The following is a 16,322-nucleotide window of genomic DNA, read 5'->3' as shown; positions in this document are numbered from 1 at the left end:
GTTAAGCGTGTACGCGAAGCAAAAAAGTGCCTCGTCTACGCTCAGGCACTACGCTCCCCATCCAGGCTCGCCAATGAGGCTGAATAAGATTCAGGCAAACTTGGTAGGCGACGCACAAACTGATGAAAACCCAAACCGGGCGACTGGGCGAGACAATCGCCCCCACAGCCATAGCCAGCACAACCAGCGCCTGCAAAAAAGCAAACATACTGATGAAACGCTTACGTACAAAATGGCTGGCAAACCATACTGAAAATAACTGCGCGGCCGCGCCAAATAATTGGGGCAACCCCGTCAGTAAAGCCATCTGCCCCATACTCGCTTGCAAATAAACCGCATAGGCAATAAAGAAGTGGTCGCTGGTCGCGGTCATGGTAGAACTGGCAACCGCTTCTTGCTGGGATTTTCGCAAAGTGGTGCGCAGCCACAACATGCGACCACTTCGGCGCTTTCGAGCAGGAGATGTTACAGCAACACTAGTAGCAGGCATGACAAATAATAGGGTAATAGATAGAAGTCAGGGATTATGAATGACATCCCTAGTGTCTGCTAGTGATGCGCAATAATTGCAAGCTATATGCTGAACGTGTCAGTGCTCTGTACCTCAAGACACTCCCTGATAATTTTAGTAAAACATTGGCCCCGCGATCATTTACCTCTATAGTCATTACCGATCAGCTCAATTTTATTACGCTCTCAATGACCGCCACGGTGGAATGACCTACAGTGAATAACAAAAAAATATCTCACCGATCTTAAAACACTCTCCGATCAGTTAATTAGCATCCAACGGCCTATTCGTATTTTGGATAGTATCAAGTGGCCTTATGAATGGCGTGAAAATATTATTCGCAGCGAAGCTCGGGAGCTACCCAAGGCTGATCAAGCATATTATCAATCCATGGAGGCAGACTATGACTATGATACCAAGCGTCAAGAACTGAAAACGCTCTCACAAGATATTAATACCCGCCTTGGGAAAACCGATCCACTGGCTAAAATTTTATTAGCCACCACCGATCAATACCTGCAAGTTCTGGAATTAGTGAAATTTCGCGGTAGCAAAGAGTTTGGTACCTTTAGCAAACGGCTCTATGGATCGACCCACGACCATCTAAGTGGTGACTACCGCAACCTTTGGGAAATTGGTAAGAATTTAGGTGCGGTGTTCTCGCACCCAGCGGCAGCACACCTCTCCTTCCAACACAAGAAAGACCTCAATGCCCAACAAAGCGTTGAATACCTCACTAACAAGTTGAACAACTATTTCGCGGCAGGTGATTTCAAAGTAGTACTTTCTGACGGTATTGTTTCTGATGCGGCTGCCGGTGGCGATGCAATTAAACTGAATGCAAAAGCTGTTTTCTCTGAACGCGAACTGCGCGTACTTGAAGTCCATGAAGGCTGGGTCCATGTAGGCACAACGCTCAACGGTCGCAACCAACCATGGGCCAGCTGGCTGAGTATCGGATCGCCACGCATTGCAGCTCATCAGGAAGGGCTTGCAGTACTCATTGAAACCCTCACGTTTAGCAGCTTCCCCTCTCGGGCGCGACGCATTAGCGACCGTGTCAATGCCATTTATTTAGCGGAATCAGGCGCTGATTTTAGAGAAGTGTATTTAGCACTGATGTCCCAAGGCCAATCAGAAATCGAAGCCTACTCTATTACCCAACGTATTTTTCGCGGCGCACCACTCACTGGCGGGGCACCATTTACTAAAGATTTATCTTACGTTCGAGGCTTTGTTGAGATCGTTAACTTTATTCGCAGCGCCATCCAGCTGGGCCTTCCAGAGTTGCTGCCCATGTTATTTATTGGCAAAGTTCATATCGATGATATCGCCCCACTCTATCAGGCTTATCTGGATGGCATCATCTTACCGCCTAAAAACCTGCCGGATATGTTTAAAGACTTAAATGGACTTTATGTCTGGTTTGGGTTTTCCAGCGGTGTGGCGATGATGGATATAGAACGGGTTAAAGCCCACTTTATTGCATCGTTGAGCGATTTACCCGACGCCTGCCCGATTGAGATGTCTCCACAAAAATAATTATTCTTAATTCAATAACAGCACAAACGACCCAAGGTAATCACTCAGACTTTTCTGCGCAAGACCTGGTAGCAAGCCATTTTTTCATCACACTGAACTTTAGAAAATCTATATAACCCGTCTGATAATACGACGCAATTAAATCATCTACCCTAGTCATAAGCCGGGCATTGTTTTCTGAAGTATTTGTCACCATATAAAATCGGGAAGCAGTCCCTAAGTCGAGCCCTGAAAATTTCACTTTATTTTGTAAGCCATACTCATTAATTAAATGCTGAGCAACAAATTTTGAAGTCATCCAATAATCCACCTCGCTAGACGCCAGATTCTTTAATGACTCTTCAAGTGAGCTCGATTTTTTCATAGTCAATTCAACGCCAAAATTTCTGAAGTGATTTTTTACTTCTGGCGTCACCATACTAGCACCAGTCATAGTTTTAAGATCACTGATATCACTAATGTCGGGGCGATCGACAGGTAACAATACGACTTGACTGATCTGTAACACCGGCGTCTTACCAAGAATAAATCCATCGCCCGCAGTAATAAAAGCAGGATGCGTTAAGGTAAAATCAGCTTTTTTTGTAGCAACAAGTGCCAAACTATTTTTTTGCAACTGACTGGAATTATCAGCAAAATCTGCCTCGCTAAATATCGCCGAATACCCAAGATCTACCGCCAGCCGACGATATAACTCTTTATTAAAACCCTGATAACCACCCCCGCAAAAGTCATACCATTGGTAGGGAGGAAAGGCCGGTGAATTTTTATTGCCGATAGAGAAGCGTAGCAAGTCGTTAGCAAATGCCGCAGAAGTACCTAGCGTTAGCAATACCATCAGTAGCGTAGGGAATTTCAATGTTAACCATCTAGCATCGAACATATACGATTAAATGACCTCCTAAAATAAACGGAATACTATCTCTACACCTTCAACAAATATCCGTCTGTGGCAACATTGCTACCCTTTATTGACCACAACAAACGGAGAAATATAATTATTTATCTCTGGCCTTACGGACCCACTGTTGCGTGGATGTCAAAATTCCGCGCATCATCTGCACTTCCAAATCGTCCATTCGGGTACGGTTGTAGAGCCGTCGCAAACGGGTCATCAATTGTTTTGGTGCCGCTGGATTTAAAAAGTCCATTTCAATCAGTGTTTCTTCCAAGTGTACAAACATACGCTCAATTTCATCGACGCGTGCCATACGGGTATCCCATTCCTGCATTTCATCAGTGGATAGTTGATCCTGCATCGCCAGATGATGCATGCGTAATTCATAACTCACCACCTGCACAGCCATCCCCAAATTCAATGAAGAGTAATCTTCACTGGCTGGAATATTGACATGTAAATGGCAAGCTTGCAGCTCCTCATTAGTCAGGCCTCGGTCTTCACGACCGAACACCAGCGCAACAGGGTGCTGGGCTAGCTCCGGATACACTTTTTCTGCACAGACACGGGGATTTACTAGCGGCCAGGGAATGCGACGACCGCGCGCACTGGTGCCTACCACCAACCCACAATCAGCTACTGCTTCTTCCAGTGTTTCAACCACTACTGCGTTATCCAGAATATCTACTGCACTGGCTGAACGCCAAATGGCGCGCTCATGAGGGAACGCTTTTGGCTTAACCAAATACAGCTGCTGCAGCCCCATATTTTTCATCGCTCTGGCAACAGCACCGATATTCCCGGGGTGTGTCGTATGTACCAGGACAATTCGGGCATTGCTCAGAGGATTGCTCGGCGCATTGGGTTCGCTATTTTCGATACTCACAGTCAGCTTCTTTCTCTAGTCGGTTGGAAATGGCGCGAGAGTTTAACAGAATAACGGGGGTTGAATGAAACCTTTGAATCTGCCCGCTGTAGTGGCCATATTCAGTAATAAACTACACCCTTCCCCCGACTTGGTTCACACTACTATCCGGAATAAATGAATCGTTTTACAGGTTTAGTCTTCGATAGCCGGAGCAAACCCGCTGAGCTAAAGGCATAGATTCGATGATGTGTACATCACTCCCGACCCTGGGCCAATCAGAGTATGGACGACAGCAGCGTCGCGGTACCAAGAAAGGAAATAAAACCTGCCACATCGGTTACCGTGGTCAAAATAATGGATGAAGCGGTAGCAGGGTCCTGCCCTACTCGTATCAGAATCATGGGCACCAACGCACCGGCAAGGCCTGCCGCTACCATTGAACAGACCATAGCAATCGCAATGACCAGCGCCAGACCAAAGGACTGGCTCCATACAAACACCCCCAAACCACAGGTCAATGCCAGCACGATACCATCAATAACGCCAACTTTAAGCTCTTTAGCCAGCACAACTTTCCATTGCAATCCAGTGACCTCTTTCAGTGCCAGCCCCCGCATGGTTACTGCCAACGCCTGCGAGCCAGCGTTTCCGGATTGACCGGCAACCACCGGCAGCAATATCGCCAGCGCAGTAAATTGCGCGATAGTAGCCTCGAACAAACCTACCACTGACGCTGCCAAAAAAGCCGTCAGCAAATTAATGTGCAGCCACGGTAACCGTTTTTTAACGGCAAATAGCGCCGGAGATAGCGCCCGCTCATCTGCGCTGGCACCCACCATGGTCTGGATATTAACCGTTGCCGCATCCTCAGCCGCCTGAAACAGAGCCGCGTAGCGCACCACACCAATTAATTTGTTGTCCTGATCGACCACCGGAATTGAATCGGTACGATATTGATCAAAGGTTTTAACCAGCTCTTCGCGCTGGGAGATTAATCTTGCTGAGCCCTCCGCCGGGTTAAGCAGTGATGACATCAAGGCGTCATCACTGGATAAGGCCATATCCTGTAAATCAACCCTCCCTGCGAGCTTGCCATCTTCGTCAGTAATGTAGATGGAGCGAGCGCGGCGGCGATTAGAATCGCGCACCCGCTCAAGCGCCTCGCGCACCGTCATTGATGTACGATAATGTCCGTACAACCTATCCATATAATAGCCAGCGGTCCCTTCAGGAAAAGCCAATAACATGCGAATTTCACTTTCGCTGCCATCCGGGAGCGCGGTAAACAAACCCTCCCGCTCCGCTTCCGTCAAATGCCGCAACAACGTCAGGGTGGTACCCGTTGACAGTGCGGAAATCACTTCCAGCTGAGTGGCTTCAGGTAACACCAAAAACAATTCCCGTAGCTGAGCAGGATCAACACGCTCTAATAACGGCGCCAGATTCAGCGCGGGTACTTGGCTAATATTGAGTTGCGACGGATTCGACTGTTCGACTATCCGCGCTGCCTCTGCCGGATAGCGACCAAAATAATCGGCCTTTAACGCATCACTTAGGTTCAATGGTATTTCTCCCCATGGTGATTTCCATTAAGTTGGCGCAAATATCAATATAGCTGGCAGCCACTTCGCCCACCAACTCGCCAAAGCCGGAGTCAGTTTCGGTTAACCCATTACTTGCCCTGACCAGTTGTTCAAGTGTTAAAGCGCCCAATAAGCGCGACTGACCGTCGACTACTGGCAGCGCCCGAAAACGTGTCCACTGCGGCGCCCCGACTGCTGCCGCAAACGGCGTATTACCACTCAAGGCCTCCACCCGCTGCAACACTTCGGCAATCCTTCGGTCAGCATTTTTCTGTTGTAATAACACCATTGGCGAAACAATCCCCTGATACTCACCAAATTCATTGATCACAAAAATCGGCTGCTCATCATCGATTTCACTGCTGAACAATTGCTCGCGTACAGCGCCGCAATTGTTATCCAGCTCCACTCGAACAAATTCCGGGCTAGCGATACCCGACAAGGTTTTTAACGAAGTATGAAATAAACGACCCAATTGCTCTTGTACATCTTCCGGCGCAGCCGCCAATACTTGCTGCTGACAGCTGCCGTTCATATGCGACACCAATGCAATGACGTCGGAGTAATGCCCCAACGCTAACATTGCACCTAGCTGACGCGGGCTAATAATTTTCAATACCGACGCTAATGGCCTACTCGCCAGTCTCGATAACACCGGACAGGCCACTGCTGGCGGAAAAGCTTCAAGCAGCTCGACAATATCGGCCGCCGCATAATTATCCATACGATCAGCCACATCAGCGGGATGATGATTCGCAAAATTAACCAGAAGCGTATCGCCGCTCATGATTTTATCACCGTGACATCGGCTTCAAGAAAACGCGCAGCCGGTATGTGAGTGACACCAGCCTCACACTCCAAAGCCACACCGGTGGCGGTAAATTCAATAATGACACCACGCGCGTCGCCCACCTCAATAGTATCCCCCACCGATAAATGCGCCAGTCCGCGACGCGCAACCAGATTAGCGACCAGATTTTTTGAACCCATGGCAAAGGCCAGTGACAAACCACCAAGACTGGTAGCCAACAGGATAACAATGACGTTGGTAACAAATGAAACATCAATATTCATTTGCTCTAAACCCGTCATCACCGCGGTAATCACCACAATGGATTGTGCTAACCGAGGCAGTAATTTACTTTGGCCCGGGTGCAATAAATTGCTCACCACGCTATAGACCAACAGCCCCAACAAATAACCGGCAATAATAATAAAGCCGCCCAGTAAAATTTGCGGGATAAAACTTAGCACCACATCCAGCCATTCACTCAGCGCCAAAATACCGAGAATGCGGATAGCCAACAGCAAAAAGAAAATCAGTGTAGCGTAGTACACTACTTTCGAAATCACGCCGCGCGGTGTTGCGGTGGCCAGTTGATCTGCACGCAGTGGCGAGATACTACGCACCCCGCGGTCGAGCAGGTTTAATAATGTCTCAAACCAGCCAGCAACCACACCCGCAGCCACAAAGCCAAACACTGCAACGCAGATCGCAATAATCTCCGGGTATTGATTAAGGTAAGAAGTATTCATCAACAAAAATCCCCAGGAGTCTAGAAATACGCTGCATTTGCTAGCAACTCACGCAGCTTTAAGTCAGCATAGAGTAGTCGAACCGTGCCCGCTTTGGCTAGTGAATATAAAAGCGACCGCAATAGCAAAAACAACAAGCACTTAGTAAAGGTAACGAACTAAACGACTAACGAAATTTACCCATAAAGAATGGCAAACTTATAACTTTAATACGGATTTATCCAATATAAAGTCATTACTCAGCCTATAATGAACACTAACGCCCATCTGGGCTTGCGCCACTAGAGAGCATAAATGTCCATCCGCGTAGCACTCAAGCACAGCACTGATTACCGATACAGCGACCCCGTACTGCTGTTTCCGCAACTTATTCGATTGCGCCCCGCACCGCATTGCCGAACTGAAATCCAGCACTACCATCTTAATATTAGCCCCGCTGAACACCTGCAATACTGGCAGCAGGATGCCTTCAACAACCATATTCTTAGAGTAATGTTTTCCCAACTGATTAGTGAATTCTCCATCGAAGTGGATATCATTGCTAACATTCAAACCATTAACCCTTTTGACTTCTTTATCGATGACGATGCCAGCCTGTGGCCACTGGTTTACTCCGCTGAGATGGCTCAGGACTTGGCACCTTATTTAAACGTGCAAGCAGCTGGCGCCGAAATGCAGCAGTTCCTGAACAGTTTAAGCACCAGTAATATTGGCATTGTCGATTTTTTGCTATACGTCAGCCAAGCATTACTGAACAGAATCAGCTATGTTGAACGATTGGAGCAAGGCGTACAGAGTTGTGAAACCAGCCTGAGTATTGGCAGCGGCTCCTGCCGGGATTCAGCCTGGCTATTGGTGCAGAGCTTTCGGCACTTGGGTGTAGCAGCGCGATTCGTCTCCGGTTACTCTATTCAGCTAGCCGCTGCCGACAATAATTTTTCTCAAGACAGTACTGATTTACATGCCTGGACCGAAGTATTTATCCCGGGTGCAGGCTGGATTGGCATTGATCCAACTTCAGCGCAATTAACTGGTGAAGGCTATATTCCATTATGCTGTACGCGTGAGCCAGCATCCGCTGCCCCGGTTAGTGGCAATAAAGGCCCCGGAGCAACTCAATTATTTTTTAATAACTCTGTCACTCGACTCAGCTAACGGATAAAAAAACATGGCGTCTCCAAAAACCAAACAGCCTACCGCGAATAAAACCGCCAAAACCAAACGGCCATCATTTGATTGGTCCAATTATGACCCGGGTATTTTTTACGATGAGCTAATCGCTGCCAAGAACAAACCTCGTCCCGCAGGTAAAGGTATTTTTTCTTATGTGAAAAAGATTTCGGAATCGAATCTAGTCGCCAGACAAAAAGCCACCGATCTCGTTATTCAGGAAATGGGGATCAGTTTTACTATTTACAGCGAAGGCGAAAATATTGATCGCGCCTGGCCAATGGATATTATTCCTCGAATCATTCCAAAGTCAGAGTGGGTAAATGTCGAAAAGGGATTGGTGCAACGGGTTACCGCCCTGAATATGTTTATCAATGACGTCTACAATGAGCAAAAAATCTTTAAGGACAAAATCGTTCCCTCAGAACTTATTCTCGGCTCCAAAGATTTTTTAAAAGCGTGTATGGGAATCAAACCGCGACACGGGGTTTGGGCCAATATTTGCGGCTCGGATCTGGTGCGTGATGATAATGGCACCGTCTATGTCCTGGAGGATAACCTACGAGTACCATCGGGCGTATCCTATATGCTTGAAAACCGCGCGGTGACCAAGCGGGTACTGCCACAACTCTTTAATAAGCACAGCATCCTGCCGGTTGATGATTATCCCTCACAACTTTTCGATATGCTCACCTCACTTAGCCCCAATAAAGTTGAAAATCCTGAAATTGCAGTGCTTACCCCGGGGATTTATAACTCAGCCTATTTTGAACACGCCTATTTAGCCCAGCGTATGGGTGCAGAACTGGTCAGTGGCAGCAACTTGACTGTGGGCAAAGACGATTGCGTCTATATGAAAACAATTAAAGGGCTAGAACGTGTTGATGTTATTTATCGTCGTATTAATGACGAATTTCTCGACCCTGAAGTGTTCAACCCGGATTCCTGTGTCGGCACTCCCGGTTTATTTCGTGCCTGGGCAAAAGGCAATGTTGCACTCGCCAACGCCCCTGGTGCGGGTGTCGCCGACGACAAAATTATCTACACCTATGTACCTGCTATTATTAAATACTATTTGGGCGAAGAGCCGATCTTACCGAATGTGCCTTCCTATTTATGTGTCAACGACAAAGAGCGCGAACATGTGCTGGACAACCTCGAAACTATGGTGGTTAAACCCGCTAACGAATCGGGCGGTTATGGCATGCTAGTTGGTCCCGCTTCAACCAAAAAAGAACGCGAGCAATTTGCCGCGCTGATTAAGAAAAATCCCAGGAACTATATGGCACAGCCCGCCTTAAAATTAAGCACAGCCCCCACCCTCTGCAATGGAAAAATTGAACCGCGACATCTGGATTTACGCCCCTTTATTTTGCAAGGCGACTCATCCTATGTAACGCCCGGCGGACTAACACGGGTGGCATTGCGCAAAGGTTCACTGGTGGTTAACTCATCCCAGGGCGGTGGTAGTAAAGACACCTGGATCGTCGAAACGGAGGGCAAATAAATGTTATCCCAAACTGCAGAACGTGTTTATTGGTTTGCCCGCTACGTTGAACGCACAGAAAATATTGCCCGCTTAATGCTAGTGCGCCATCAACTGATTCTTGATCTGCCCAAAAACATTCAACCAGACTGGAGTTTGCTGGTCGATATGCTGGGTATCCATGAAGAATTTAAAGCAACGCAAAAGGAGGCCACTGAAAAAAATATTATCTCCTTTATTTTCAGTGATCGAAGCCATCAAGGTTCAGTGATTAGCACAATCGCCAGTGCGCGCGAAAATATGCGAACCACCCGCGAAGTCTTACCCAGCGAAACCTGGGAGTGCGTCAACGCACTGTATTTAAGTGTATCGAAACGTTCCGGTATGTATTTATCCCGCAGTAGCCGACACAAAGTACTCAACGATATCATTATGTCCTGCCAGCAAATTACCGGGCTGTTAGCCACCACAATGAATCATGGCGATGCCTACCAATTTATCCGTCTGGGTAGCAATCTTGAACAAGCAGATATGACTACACGTATCGTTGATGCAGGCTCGGCATCACTCAGCGGCGCCCGCGAAGAAATTGAACCCTATCGCAATGTGTTATGGATCAGTATTCTGCGTTCGCTCAGTGCTTATCAAATGTACCGGCTCGATACTTCACAAAAAGTGAAACCTGAAGCGGTACTGGATTTCTTACTAAAAAGTGAGGTATTCCCGCGTTCAACCGCATTTAATTTAGCGGAACTTGAATCCTGTGTGCAGCGTTTGGATCACCACGACAAAACCCTAGGTGTGATAAAAACCATCTCAAAACGCCTGCGCACCGTCGATTTAAGCGCACTGGAAGGCATCAAACTGCATCAGTATATTGATGACCTGCAAGCCGAATTAGGTAGCATTCACGGGGTGATTTATTCCACCTGGTTACACCCTGAAACACTGCATAAAACTTGATTTGAGACTTGGCTCAGCAGAACGGCAGCGGCGCTGTCATGTGTCTCATGACCAATGGATCAAGCCAAATCAAGTGTGCAGCCCTTTAATGACAGAGCCTTAGTAGCCCTTTGCGCTACCAAGGTTCTAGATATACTTCAAATGAGCACTATCCACTCAAGGGAAAGCCAACCTCAGCGTTAGCACTATTTATCCCGTTGCTGCTATAATCCGCCGCCACTAAATCCAGCTCAATCGATAAGGTCTACCCAATGGAACCCATGCTAAATATTGCCCTCCGTGCTGCGCGCCAGGCTGGCGAAATTGTTGCCCGCGCCACTGATCAGCTGGATACCCTGGAGGTAAAGGAAAAAAGTGCTAACGACTTTGTCACTGAAGTCGATCAGGCTGCAGAAAAGGAAGTGATTTACCATATCTCCAAAGCCCACCCTGATCATGGCTTTCTGGGCGAAGAAGGTGGCCGTCAAGGCAATGCCGACAGTGATTACCAGTGGGTGATCGATCCGATTGATGGCACCACGAACTTTATTCGCGGTATCCCCCACTTCGCTATTTCAATCGCTTGCCTATACAAAGGGCAACTGGAACATGCTGTGATTCTCGACCCCATACGGCGGGAAGAATTTACCGCCAGCCGTGGCAAAGGTGCCCAGCTTAATGGCCGCAGAATGCGTGTCAGCAACCGTAAATCTCTCGACGGCGCATTAATTGGCACTGGTATCCCTTATAAATCCCGTAGTGAAGATCATATCCCGGCCTACACCGAAAGCATGGCCGCCGTCGCCAAACAAACCGCCGGTATTCGTCGCGCTGGCGCCGCTTCACTGGATTTAGCGTATGTTGCTGCCGGCCGACTGGATGCGTTTTGGGAAATTAGCCTGAACCAATGGGATATCGCTGCGGGGGTATTATTAATTCGCGAATCCGGCGGCTTGGTTTCAGACTTTCGGGGCGGCAACGGCTATATGGAATCAGGCAACATCGTTGCCGGCAACCCAAAATGTTTTAAGGGTGTTCTGCAAACAATACAACCGTTCTTAAAAGGCATTTAAATTCGCCGGAGTAACACCGTTAACCTGCTGTTAATAGCGGGATAACGTCAAACCGCTGGATATCCAGAGGCTGTGGTAAGCCAGCGATTTTAACCGCCAGTGCCATACGCTGATCAGGACTGGGGCTGGATAATTCAAAATACCAATCGGCGGGGTTATCCTTCAGTATGGGTGCCATGGCGATGGCTATCTCCTCATTGTTAAAACTAAAACCGAAATTCCCCAGCCCCAGAGAAATCCCCTCTCCACGCGCCTTCATATAAGCTTCTTTTAGCGTCCAGTAATCAAAAAAACGGCTACTTTGTTCCGCCGCGGGCAATGCGAATAAATCTTTGACTTCCTGCTCAGAAAAAAACCGGTCAGCTATCGAGGACAGACTATTTTTTCTCTCAGTATGCTCAACATCCACTCCAATTTTCATCTGTTTGCTGACCGCACAAACAATAAAACGACAGCTGTGACTGAGGTTAAATTCCAGCGCCACTGGCGCATCCACTAACTCCGGTTTGCCATGCTCACCTTGGGTAAAACGCCATTCCTCAGGCTGGCGCTGGCAGTACCGGGATAAAACCGTACGCACCAATGCGCGAGTTAACGCGTGATCAAAACGCCCCTGCTCAAATTTGAAACGCTGATTACGTTCGCGCTCCTCCAAGGACATGATCGATAAAAATTCAGGCAATAGTACTGGCGGCACTGATTGGATATCGGTACGCCAGATATGCACTTCATTGTCGTTCAGATTAAGGGCAGCCATGAAAACTAATCACCACTCTTTAATAATTTTTCCACCGCCAATAAACCGGCAATTGAAATAAGATCGGTAATTTCGCCGCGGGTGACCATCGCCACAGCGTCCTTCAAAGGCAGCTGTTTTAACACCAAGTCGCCCTCAGTATCTTCCAACGCTTGCTGACCCGGTTGTAGATTGCGGGCTAAAAATACATAGCCTTCCTCATCGGTGACGGAGTTGGACGTATGCAGTTTAAATAATTGCTGCCAGTCACCACCATGAAGGCCTGTCTCTTCTTGCAACTCACGCTGCGCAGCACTTAAGGGCGACTGATCGAAAGAGCCGCCACCCATCGGAATCTCCCAGCTGTATTCATCCAGTGCATAACGGTACTGACCAACTAACACCGTCTGCAAATTCTCATCTAACGGAATAATGCCCAACGCCCTATTCTTAAAATGAATTTTGCCATAAATGCCGTCACTGCCAGCGGGTGTGATTACTTCTTCATGGCGCAGTGAAATCCAGGGATTGTCATAAATCAGTTCAGAGGATTTTCGCCACCAGGGGCCTATGGCTACTGGAGAATTTTTATCGTTTTCGCTACTCATGGGTGTGCTATCAACGCTTTAGCTAAAGTAAGCACAAATTGTAAAGTTCAACAGCAAAAAAGCCAGCAATAAAAAAGCCAGAGCTAAATAGCTCTGGCTTTAGCCGAACATCGGACTTAATTAAAACTGATAATCACCATCTTGCTCGATACCATCTACACAACGCAGGACCTGAATCTGACGATCACCTTCTTCCTGCCCCATTAGCGGTAACAACTGGTTATATACCGGATCAACATCACGGTTAAAGGCGGCGCAGCGATTGCGATAGTCACGATCAGCAATTTTGGACATATCCACGCCTTCCAAACAATCTTGTGGGATACCGTTTTCAATCAACTGCGCCCAATGCTCACGATACTTACCAATATAATGAAACAGCTTATCAAAGCTTTCTGCATCTGGTGCACGACCAGCCAACATCCAAGGCGACATAAAGGCCCACTGACGTAAGCCAAGCTCCTCAGACTTAACAAAGCCCTCGGTGCCATACAAGCCTTTGTTATACTCTGACAGTGGCTCATACACATGATTAACATAATTCAGGTTGGCACCGATATCGACACCAGGCATCACTTCACAGTGATAGGCATAGTGCCCCATATGCGCCAAGTGAACCGAATCTACCGTGTAGTGAGGCGCTGGGTTATCTTTATCAGTAAACGCAAACATCATATGTGAATCAACACCGGGAGGGTTTGCCACCAGACCAACATAAACCAATTTAAATACACCGTCCTGCCCCATCCAGACACGCTGTTCACCTACTTCTTTGCCACCGCGGGCAAACATAATAGGGTGATAAGCACCACCATCCTCACCTGTGACCTCCTTCATTTTGAAGCGCTCTACGATATGATTAATAGAGTCCCAGCACAGGCGATAGGCTAGAGAGTCTTCTGCAACATACTTTTCAATGGTTTCTGACATGGGGTGATACCTCGTTATGACATTATAATTAAAGCTGTAGATAGAGTTGCAATATTGATAACCAAAAGCCCTGACTATCTACTGCGCTAAACCAATTTTTATTATGGAAATTTAGCCCAATAAATGATGCCGATTATGGTACGACCACCGCCATAACGATTCAAGCGCTGCTATGTAAAGTTAGGTCAAGTCTTGACCCTCGAACACCTCATAATAGCGCGCCCTACCCTCCCAACAACATTCTGTACAGATTGATTTTAGGCCCCCAGCAACTGTGGTACAGTGCTACTTCTGAGCAGTAAAACGGACCATGATAATGAATGCCGTCAATGAGCGCCGCCATCACACCCGCTACCCCGCCAATCATTTGAAAGTATTGATCAAATCGCTGCGCAATAGAGACAGTGAATGGGAGATGGGTTATATCAGTACCGTCGATTTTAATCGCTTTGGTATTGGCATTGAGTCTACTCACAACTTTGCCATCGGCGATATTCTATCGCTGATTATTCGTACGGATGATTCCACTCTGGCAGAGGTCAACGGCCTGATCTGTAATCGCACGATTACTGACAGCGGCTTTAGATTCGGGGTGCGCTTTGAGCACGAAGGCTGTGAAGATGAAGAAGCAGCAGATGCGGTATTTAATATCAGTCAGGAAATCCTGATGATTGAACGCCAAGCCGCGACGGCTATTCACTAGCTGTTCGGGCTTTCAATGAGCCTAAGTACTGTGCTTAATACCTATCTATTGATGTCAATTATAAGTAGTTCTACGGTGGTCGCTCTACACCCAATCACGTATGATTATCATCTGCAAACAGCTACTCAAAAAATTTAACTATTATTTGAATGCTGCCACAGCAATGTCATTTACCCTCGCTATAATTTAGTTGCAATATACCCACTTACAGGAGGCAGCAACCGACATGCAAAACACCAAGCTAATTTTTTGTTGCTTATGCGCCCTTTTACTAAGCGCCTGTGCTGGCACCTCGAAACAACCCGATCAAGCTGCAGCTAACACTTTATTCTGCGACAACTATTTTGCTTACCAAATGTGCGCCAAAGATTTAGATCAAAATGGCGATGTTGATGTGATGTATTTTAAAGATACCCGCCAAATATTTATGACCAAACCCGACCAGCAACATTTAATTCCTATTGGCTTTATTAAACACCCCTGTATACAAGTCATGGACGAGGAACTCCAGCAGGCCAGCAATAAAATGCTACAAATCAATGAGCAGACCACGGCACTGCAAAGAACCAAAATAAAAACCATGATGATCCTGAACTCTGGCCGCTATATAATCAAAATCAATAGCTGTAAAGACCCTGACTATGCTGCTCATGGTAATGATAATGACAGCTTTGGCGACGAAGACTTTGAAGACTTATAAGCTCATCACTTCCAACTAAAAACAGCGAGCTTGCCCCCGACCAATCGATTCTTACTGGATATTCATTTTAAAAAACTAAGCCTATGCTAAAATCTGCGGCCATCAACTGACTTTGATTAGCGAACAACTTAATGCCGACTGCCTGCAATGCAACTAAGAAAAACTCCCCTACGGACAGTAACAATCAAGATTTTATTATCTCTGATATCAACGAGGAAGAATCCGTATTACGCGCCAGATTTCAGCAATGGGGATATTTGTATTTTAAACGCCTGATCGAAACCGCTGAATGCCAGCAAATGCTGCAGACACTGCTAAATCAACTCGCCCCTTATATTGGTTTAGATGAACAACAACAGCCGATACTGCATGGCCAGCCCTTTTTTGAAACCGATCCAATCTGGGACGAAGTCTACCCAAAAATTCAATCTCTAGAAGCTTTTCATAGTTTCTTCCATCAGCCACACGTTACCGACTTAATGCAAAAAGTGTGTGGTGAAGAGGTGTTTGTTTATCCGATGAAAATGGCGCGCATTTCTACTCCAGGTAAAATTGGTTATGAAACACCACCGCATCAGGACGCGCACTCACACAACGCCGGCCCCACGATGGCCGGCATTTGGCTGGCCCTACATGATGTACCTCAACAGCTGGGGCGGGTAAAAGTGTTACCCAAGTCCCATAAAAAAGGGGTGCGCCCGGTTTTTCAGGCACAGGGGGTGGGCGGTATTCAATGTGAAATTTACGACGATGAAAGCACTTGGCATGTATCTGATTTTGAACAGGGCGACGTGCTGATTTTTCACTCCTGCTGCGTCCACAAAGCCGAACCCAACCTCACTGAAAACCAGGTCAGACTAACTATAGATACCCGCTTTTGTGATTATGGCGCACCGGTATTTTTTACCAATCTTGATCCTCATCACGGCTGGCGGATTGAAGCGCTCAACTGGGAATATATTTATAAAAGTTGGGGAGATACCGCTCTGCAGTACTATTGGCGGGATTATCCAAATTTGTTTTGATGGCAGGAGAA

17 protein-coding genes are annotated in these 16,322 nt (G+C 47.1%); 8 read left to right on the top strand and 9 right to left on the bottom strand.

Translation table 11 applies throughout. From position 1 onward, the window contains the following. Position 1 precedes the first annotated feature (1 nt). Positions 2-433 (bottom strand): hypothetical protein, encoded by a 432-nt coding sequence (locus UNITIG_RS23255; protein WP_200821138.1) that lies wholly within the window; start codon positions 431-433, stop codon positions 2-4. A gap of 297 nt (positions 434-730) precedes the next feature. On the opposite strand from UNITIG_RS23255, the gene UNITIG_RS01670 reads away from it, so the two are divergent. After that, positions 731-2,053, top strand: coding sequence for a flavohemoglobin expression-modulating QEGLA motif protein (locus UNITIG_RS01670; RefSeq protein WP_101756812.1), 1,323 nt, complete (start codon positions 731-733; stop codon positions 2,051-2,053). A 40-nt stretch (positions 2,054-2,093) separates the two neighbouring features. Here UNITIG_RS01670 and UNITIG_RS01665 read toward each other — a convergent pair whose 3' ends face one another. The 5 genes from UNITIG_RS01665 to UNITIG_RS01645 form a co-directional block, all read right to left on the bottom strand. Beyond that, positions 2,094-2,936, bottom strand: coding sequence for an ABC transporter substrate-binding protein (locus UNITIG_RS01665; RefSeq protein WP_101756811.1), 843 nt, complete (start codon positions 2,934-2,936; stop codon positions 2,094-2,096). A gap of 115 nt (positions 2,937-3,051) precedes the next feature. After that, positions 3,052-3,837: a tRNA (cytosine(32)/uridine(32)-2'-O)-methyltransferase TrmJ gene (trmJ, locus tag UNITIG_RS01660; RefSeq protein WP_235015199.1), complete on the bottom strand. Its 786-nt coding sequence runs from the start codon at positions 3,835-3,837 to the stop codon at positions 3,052-3,054. A 257-nt stretch (positions 3,838-4,094) separates the two neighbouring features. Then, positions 4,095-5,381, bottom strand: a complete 1,287-nt coding sequence (locus UNITIG_RS01655) for a magnesium transporter (protein ID WP_101756810.1) — start codon at positions 5,379-5,381, stop codon at positions 4,095-4,097. Beyond that, the gene (locus UNITIG_RS01650; protein ID WP_101756809.1) at positions 5,368-6,189 is read right to left on the bottom strand and encodes a hypothetical protein; all 822 of its coding nucleotides are present in this window, start codon (positions 6,187-6,189) and stop codon (positions 5,368-5,370) included. Before UNITIG_RS01650 ends, UNITIG_RS01655 begins: the two co-directional genes overlap by 14 nt. Further along, positions 6,186-6,938, bottom strand: a complete 753-nt coding sequence (locus UNITIG_RS01645; RefSeq protein WP_101756808.1) for a mechanosensitive ion channel — start codon at positions 6,936-6,938, stop codon at positions 6,186-6,188. Before UNITIG_RS01645 ends, UNITIG_RS01650 begins: the two co-directional genes overlap by 4 nt. Before the next feature lie 294 nt (positions 6,939-7,232). Here UNITIG_RS01645 and UNITIG_RS01640 point away from each other — a divergent pair, with 294 nt between their 5' ends. The 4 genes from UNITIG_RS01640 (at position 7,233) to UNITIG_RS01625 (ending at position 11,609) form a co-directional block, all read left to right on the top strand. Further along, entirely contained in the window at positions 7,233-8,093 is an 861-nt protein-coding gene (locus UNITIG_RS01640; RefSeq protein ID WP_101756807.1) for a transglutaminase family protein, read from the top strand. A 13-nt stretch (positions 8,094-8,106) separates the two neighbouring features. Next, positions 8,107-9,615 carry a circularly permuted type 2 ATP-grasp protein gene (locus UNITIG_RS01635; protein WP_101756806.1) on the top strand — a complete coding sequence of 503 codons (1,509 nt, stop codon included), beginning with the start codon at positions 8,107-8,109 and terminating at the stop codon, positions 9,613-9,615. Continuing rightward, positions 9,616-10,557 carry an alpha-E domain-containing protein gene (locus UNITIG_RS01630; protein WP_101756805.1) on the top strand — a complete coding sequence of 314 codons (942 nt, stop codon included), beginning with the start codon at positions 9,616-9,618 and terminating at the stop codon, positions 10,555-10,557. A 251-nt stretch (positions 10,558-10,808) separates the two neighbouring features. Then, the gene (locus UNITIG_RS01625; protein WP_101756804.1) at positions 10,809-11,609 is read left to right on the top strand and encodes an inositol monophosphatase family protein; all 801 of its coding nucleotides are present in this window, start codon (positions 10,809-10,811) and stop codon (positions 11,607-11,609) included. Positions 11,610-11,628: 19 nt separating this feature from the next. Here UNITIG_RS01625 and UNITIG_RS01620 read toward each other — a convergent pair whose 3' ends face one another. The 3 genes from UNITIG_RS01620 to UNITIG_RS01610 form a co-directional block, all read right to left on the bottom strand. Then, a complete protein-coding gene (locus UNITIG_RS01620) occupies positions 11,629-12,366 on the bottom strand; it encodes a 4'-phosphopantetheinyl transferase superfamily protein (RefSeq protein ID WP_101756803.1) in 738 nt (245 codons plus the stop codon). A gap of 5 nt (positions 12,367-12,371) precedes the next feature. Beyond that, positions 12,372-12,953: an NUDIX hydrolase gene (locus UNITIG_RS01615; protein ID WP_101756802.1), complete on the bottom strand. Its 582-nt coding sequence runs from the start codon at positions 12,951-12,953 to the stop codon at positions 12,372-12,374. Positions 12,954-13,073: 120 nt separating this feature from the next. Further along, a complete protein-coding gene (locus UNITIG_RS01610) occupies positions 13,074-13,883 on the bottom strand; it encodes a hypothetical protein (protein ID WP_101756801.1) in 810 nt (269 codons plus the stop codon). 316 nt (positions 13,884-14,199) lie between these two features. Here UNITIG_RS01610 and UNITIG_RS01605 point away from each other — a divergent pair, with 316 nt between their 5' ends. From UNITIG_RS01605 to UNITIG_RS01595, 3 genes are all read left to right on the top strand, one after another. Then, a complete protein-coding gene (locus UNITIG_RS01605) occupies positions 14,200-14,586 on the top strand; it encodes a PilZ domain-containing protein (RefSeq protein ID WP_159931035.1) in 387 nt (128 codons plus the stop codon). A gap of 226 nt (positions 14,587-14,812) precedes the next feature. Further along, complete coding sequence (locus UNITIG_RS01600) at positions 14,813-15,286, top strand: hypothetical protein (protein WP_101756799.1); 474 nt, start codon at positions 14,813-14,815, stop codon at positions 15,284-15,286. A gap of 131 nt (positions 15,287-15,417) precedes the next feature. Continuing rightward, a complete protein-coding gene (locus tag UNITIG_RS01595) occupies positions 15,418-16,311 on the top strand; it encodes a phytanoyl-CoA dioxygenase family protein (RefSeq protein WP_101756798.1) in 894 nt (297 codons plus the stop codon). The last annotated feature ends 11 nt before the right edge of the window (positions 16,312-16,322 follow it).

The sequence above is a fragment of the Oceanicoccus sp. KOV_DT_Chl genome (assembly GCF_900120175.1).
Classification (GTDB): domain Bacteria; phylum Pseudomonadota; class Gammaproteobacteria; order Pseudomonadales; family Dasaniaceae; genus Oceanicoccus.
Note: the sequence above shows the minus strand (reverse complement) of the source record. Positions and strands in the feature narration are given on the sequence as shown.

What these genes read in the sequence shown, in the direction of transcription:
- UNITIG_RS01630 (WP_101756805.1), top strand. Translation starts at nt 9,616, where the DNA reads ATGTTATCCCAAACTGCAGAACGTGTTTATTGGTTTGCCCGCTACGTT.
- UNITIG_RS01610 (WP_101756801.1), bottom strand. Translation starts at nt 13,883, where the DNA reads ATGTCAGAAACCATTGAAAAGTATGTTGCAGAAGACTCTCTAGCCTAT.
- UNITIG_RS01620 (WP_101756803.1), bottom strand. Translation starts at nt 12,366, where the DNA reads ATGGCTGCCCTTAATCTGAACGACAATGAAGTGCATATCTGGCGTACC.
- UNITIG_RS01595 (WP_101756798.1), top strand. Translation starts at nt 15,418, where the DNA reads ATGCCGACTGCCTGCAATGCAACTAAGAAAAACTCCCCTACGGACAGT.
- UNITIG_RS01640 (WP_101756807.1), top strand. Translation starts at nt 7,233, where the DNA reads ATGTCCATCCGCGTAGCACTCAAGCACAGCACTGATTACCGATACAGC.
- UNITIG_RS01605 (WP_159931035.1), top strand. Translation starts at nt 14,200, where the DNA reads ATGAATGCCGTCAATGAGCGCCGCCATCACACCCGCTACCCCGCCAAT.
- UNITIG_RS01600 (WP_101756799.1), top strand. Translation starts at nt 14,813, where the DNA reads ATGCAAAACACCAAGCTAATTTTTTGTTGCTTATGCGCCCTTTTACTA.
- UNITIG_RS01615 (WP_101756802.1), bottom strand. Translation starts at nt 12,953, where the DNA reads ATGAGTAGCGAAAACGATAAAAATTCTCCAGTAGCCATAGGCCCCTGG.
- UNITIG_RS23255 (WP_200821138.1), bottom strand. Translation starts at nt 433, where the DNA reads ATGTTGTGGCTGCGCACCACTTTGCGAAAATCCCAGCAAGAAGCGGTT.
- UNITIG_RS01625 (WP_101756804.1), top strand. Translation starts at nt 10,809, where the DNA reads ATGGAACCCATGCTAAATATTGCCCTCCGTGCTGCGCGCCAGGCTGGC.
- UNITIG_RS01650 (WP_101756809.1), bottom strand. Translation starts at nt 6,189, where the DNA reads ATGAGCGGCGATACGCTTCTGGTTAATTTTGCGAATCATCATCCCGCT.
- UNITIG_RS01645 (WP_101756808.1), bottom strand. Translation starts at nt 6,938, where the DNA reads ATGAATACTTCTTACCTTAATCAATACCCGGAGATTATTGCGATCTGC.
- UNITIG_RS01635 (WP_101756806.1), top strand. Translation starts at nt 8,107, where the DNA reads ATGGCGTCTCCAAAAACCAAACAGCCTACCGCGAATAAAACCGCCAAA.
- UNITIG_RS01665 (WP_101756811.1), bottom strand. Translation starts at nt 2,936, where the DNA reads ATGTTCGATGCTAGATGGTTAACATTGAAATTCCCTACGCTACTGATG.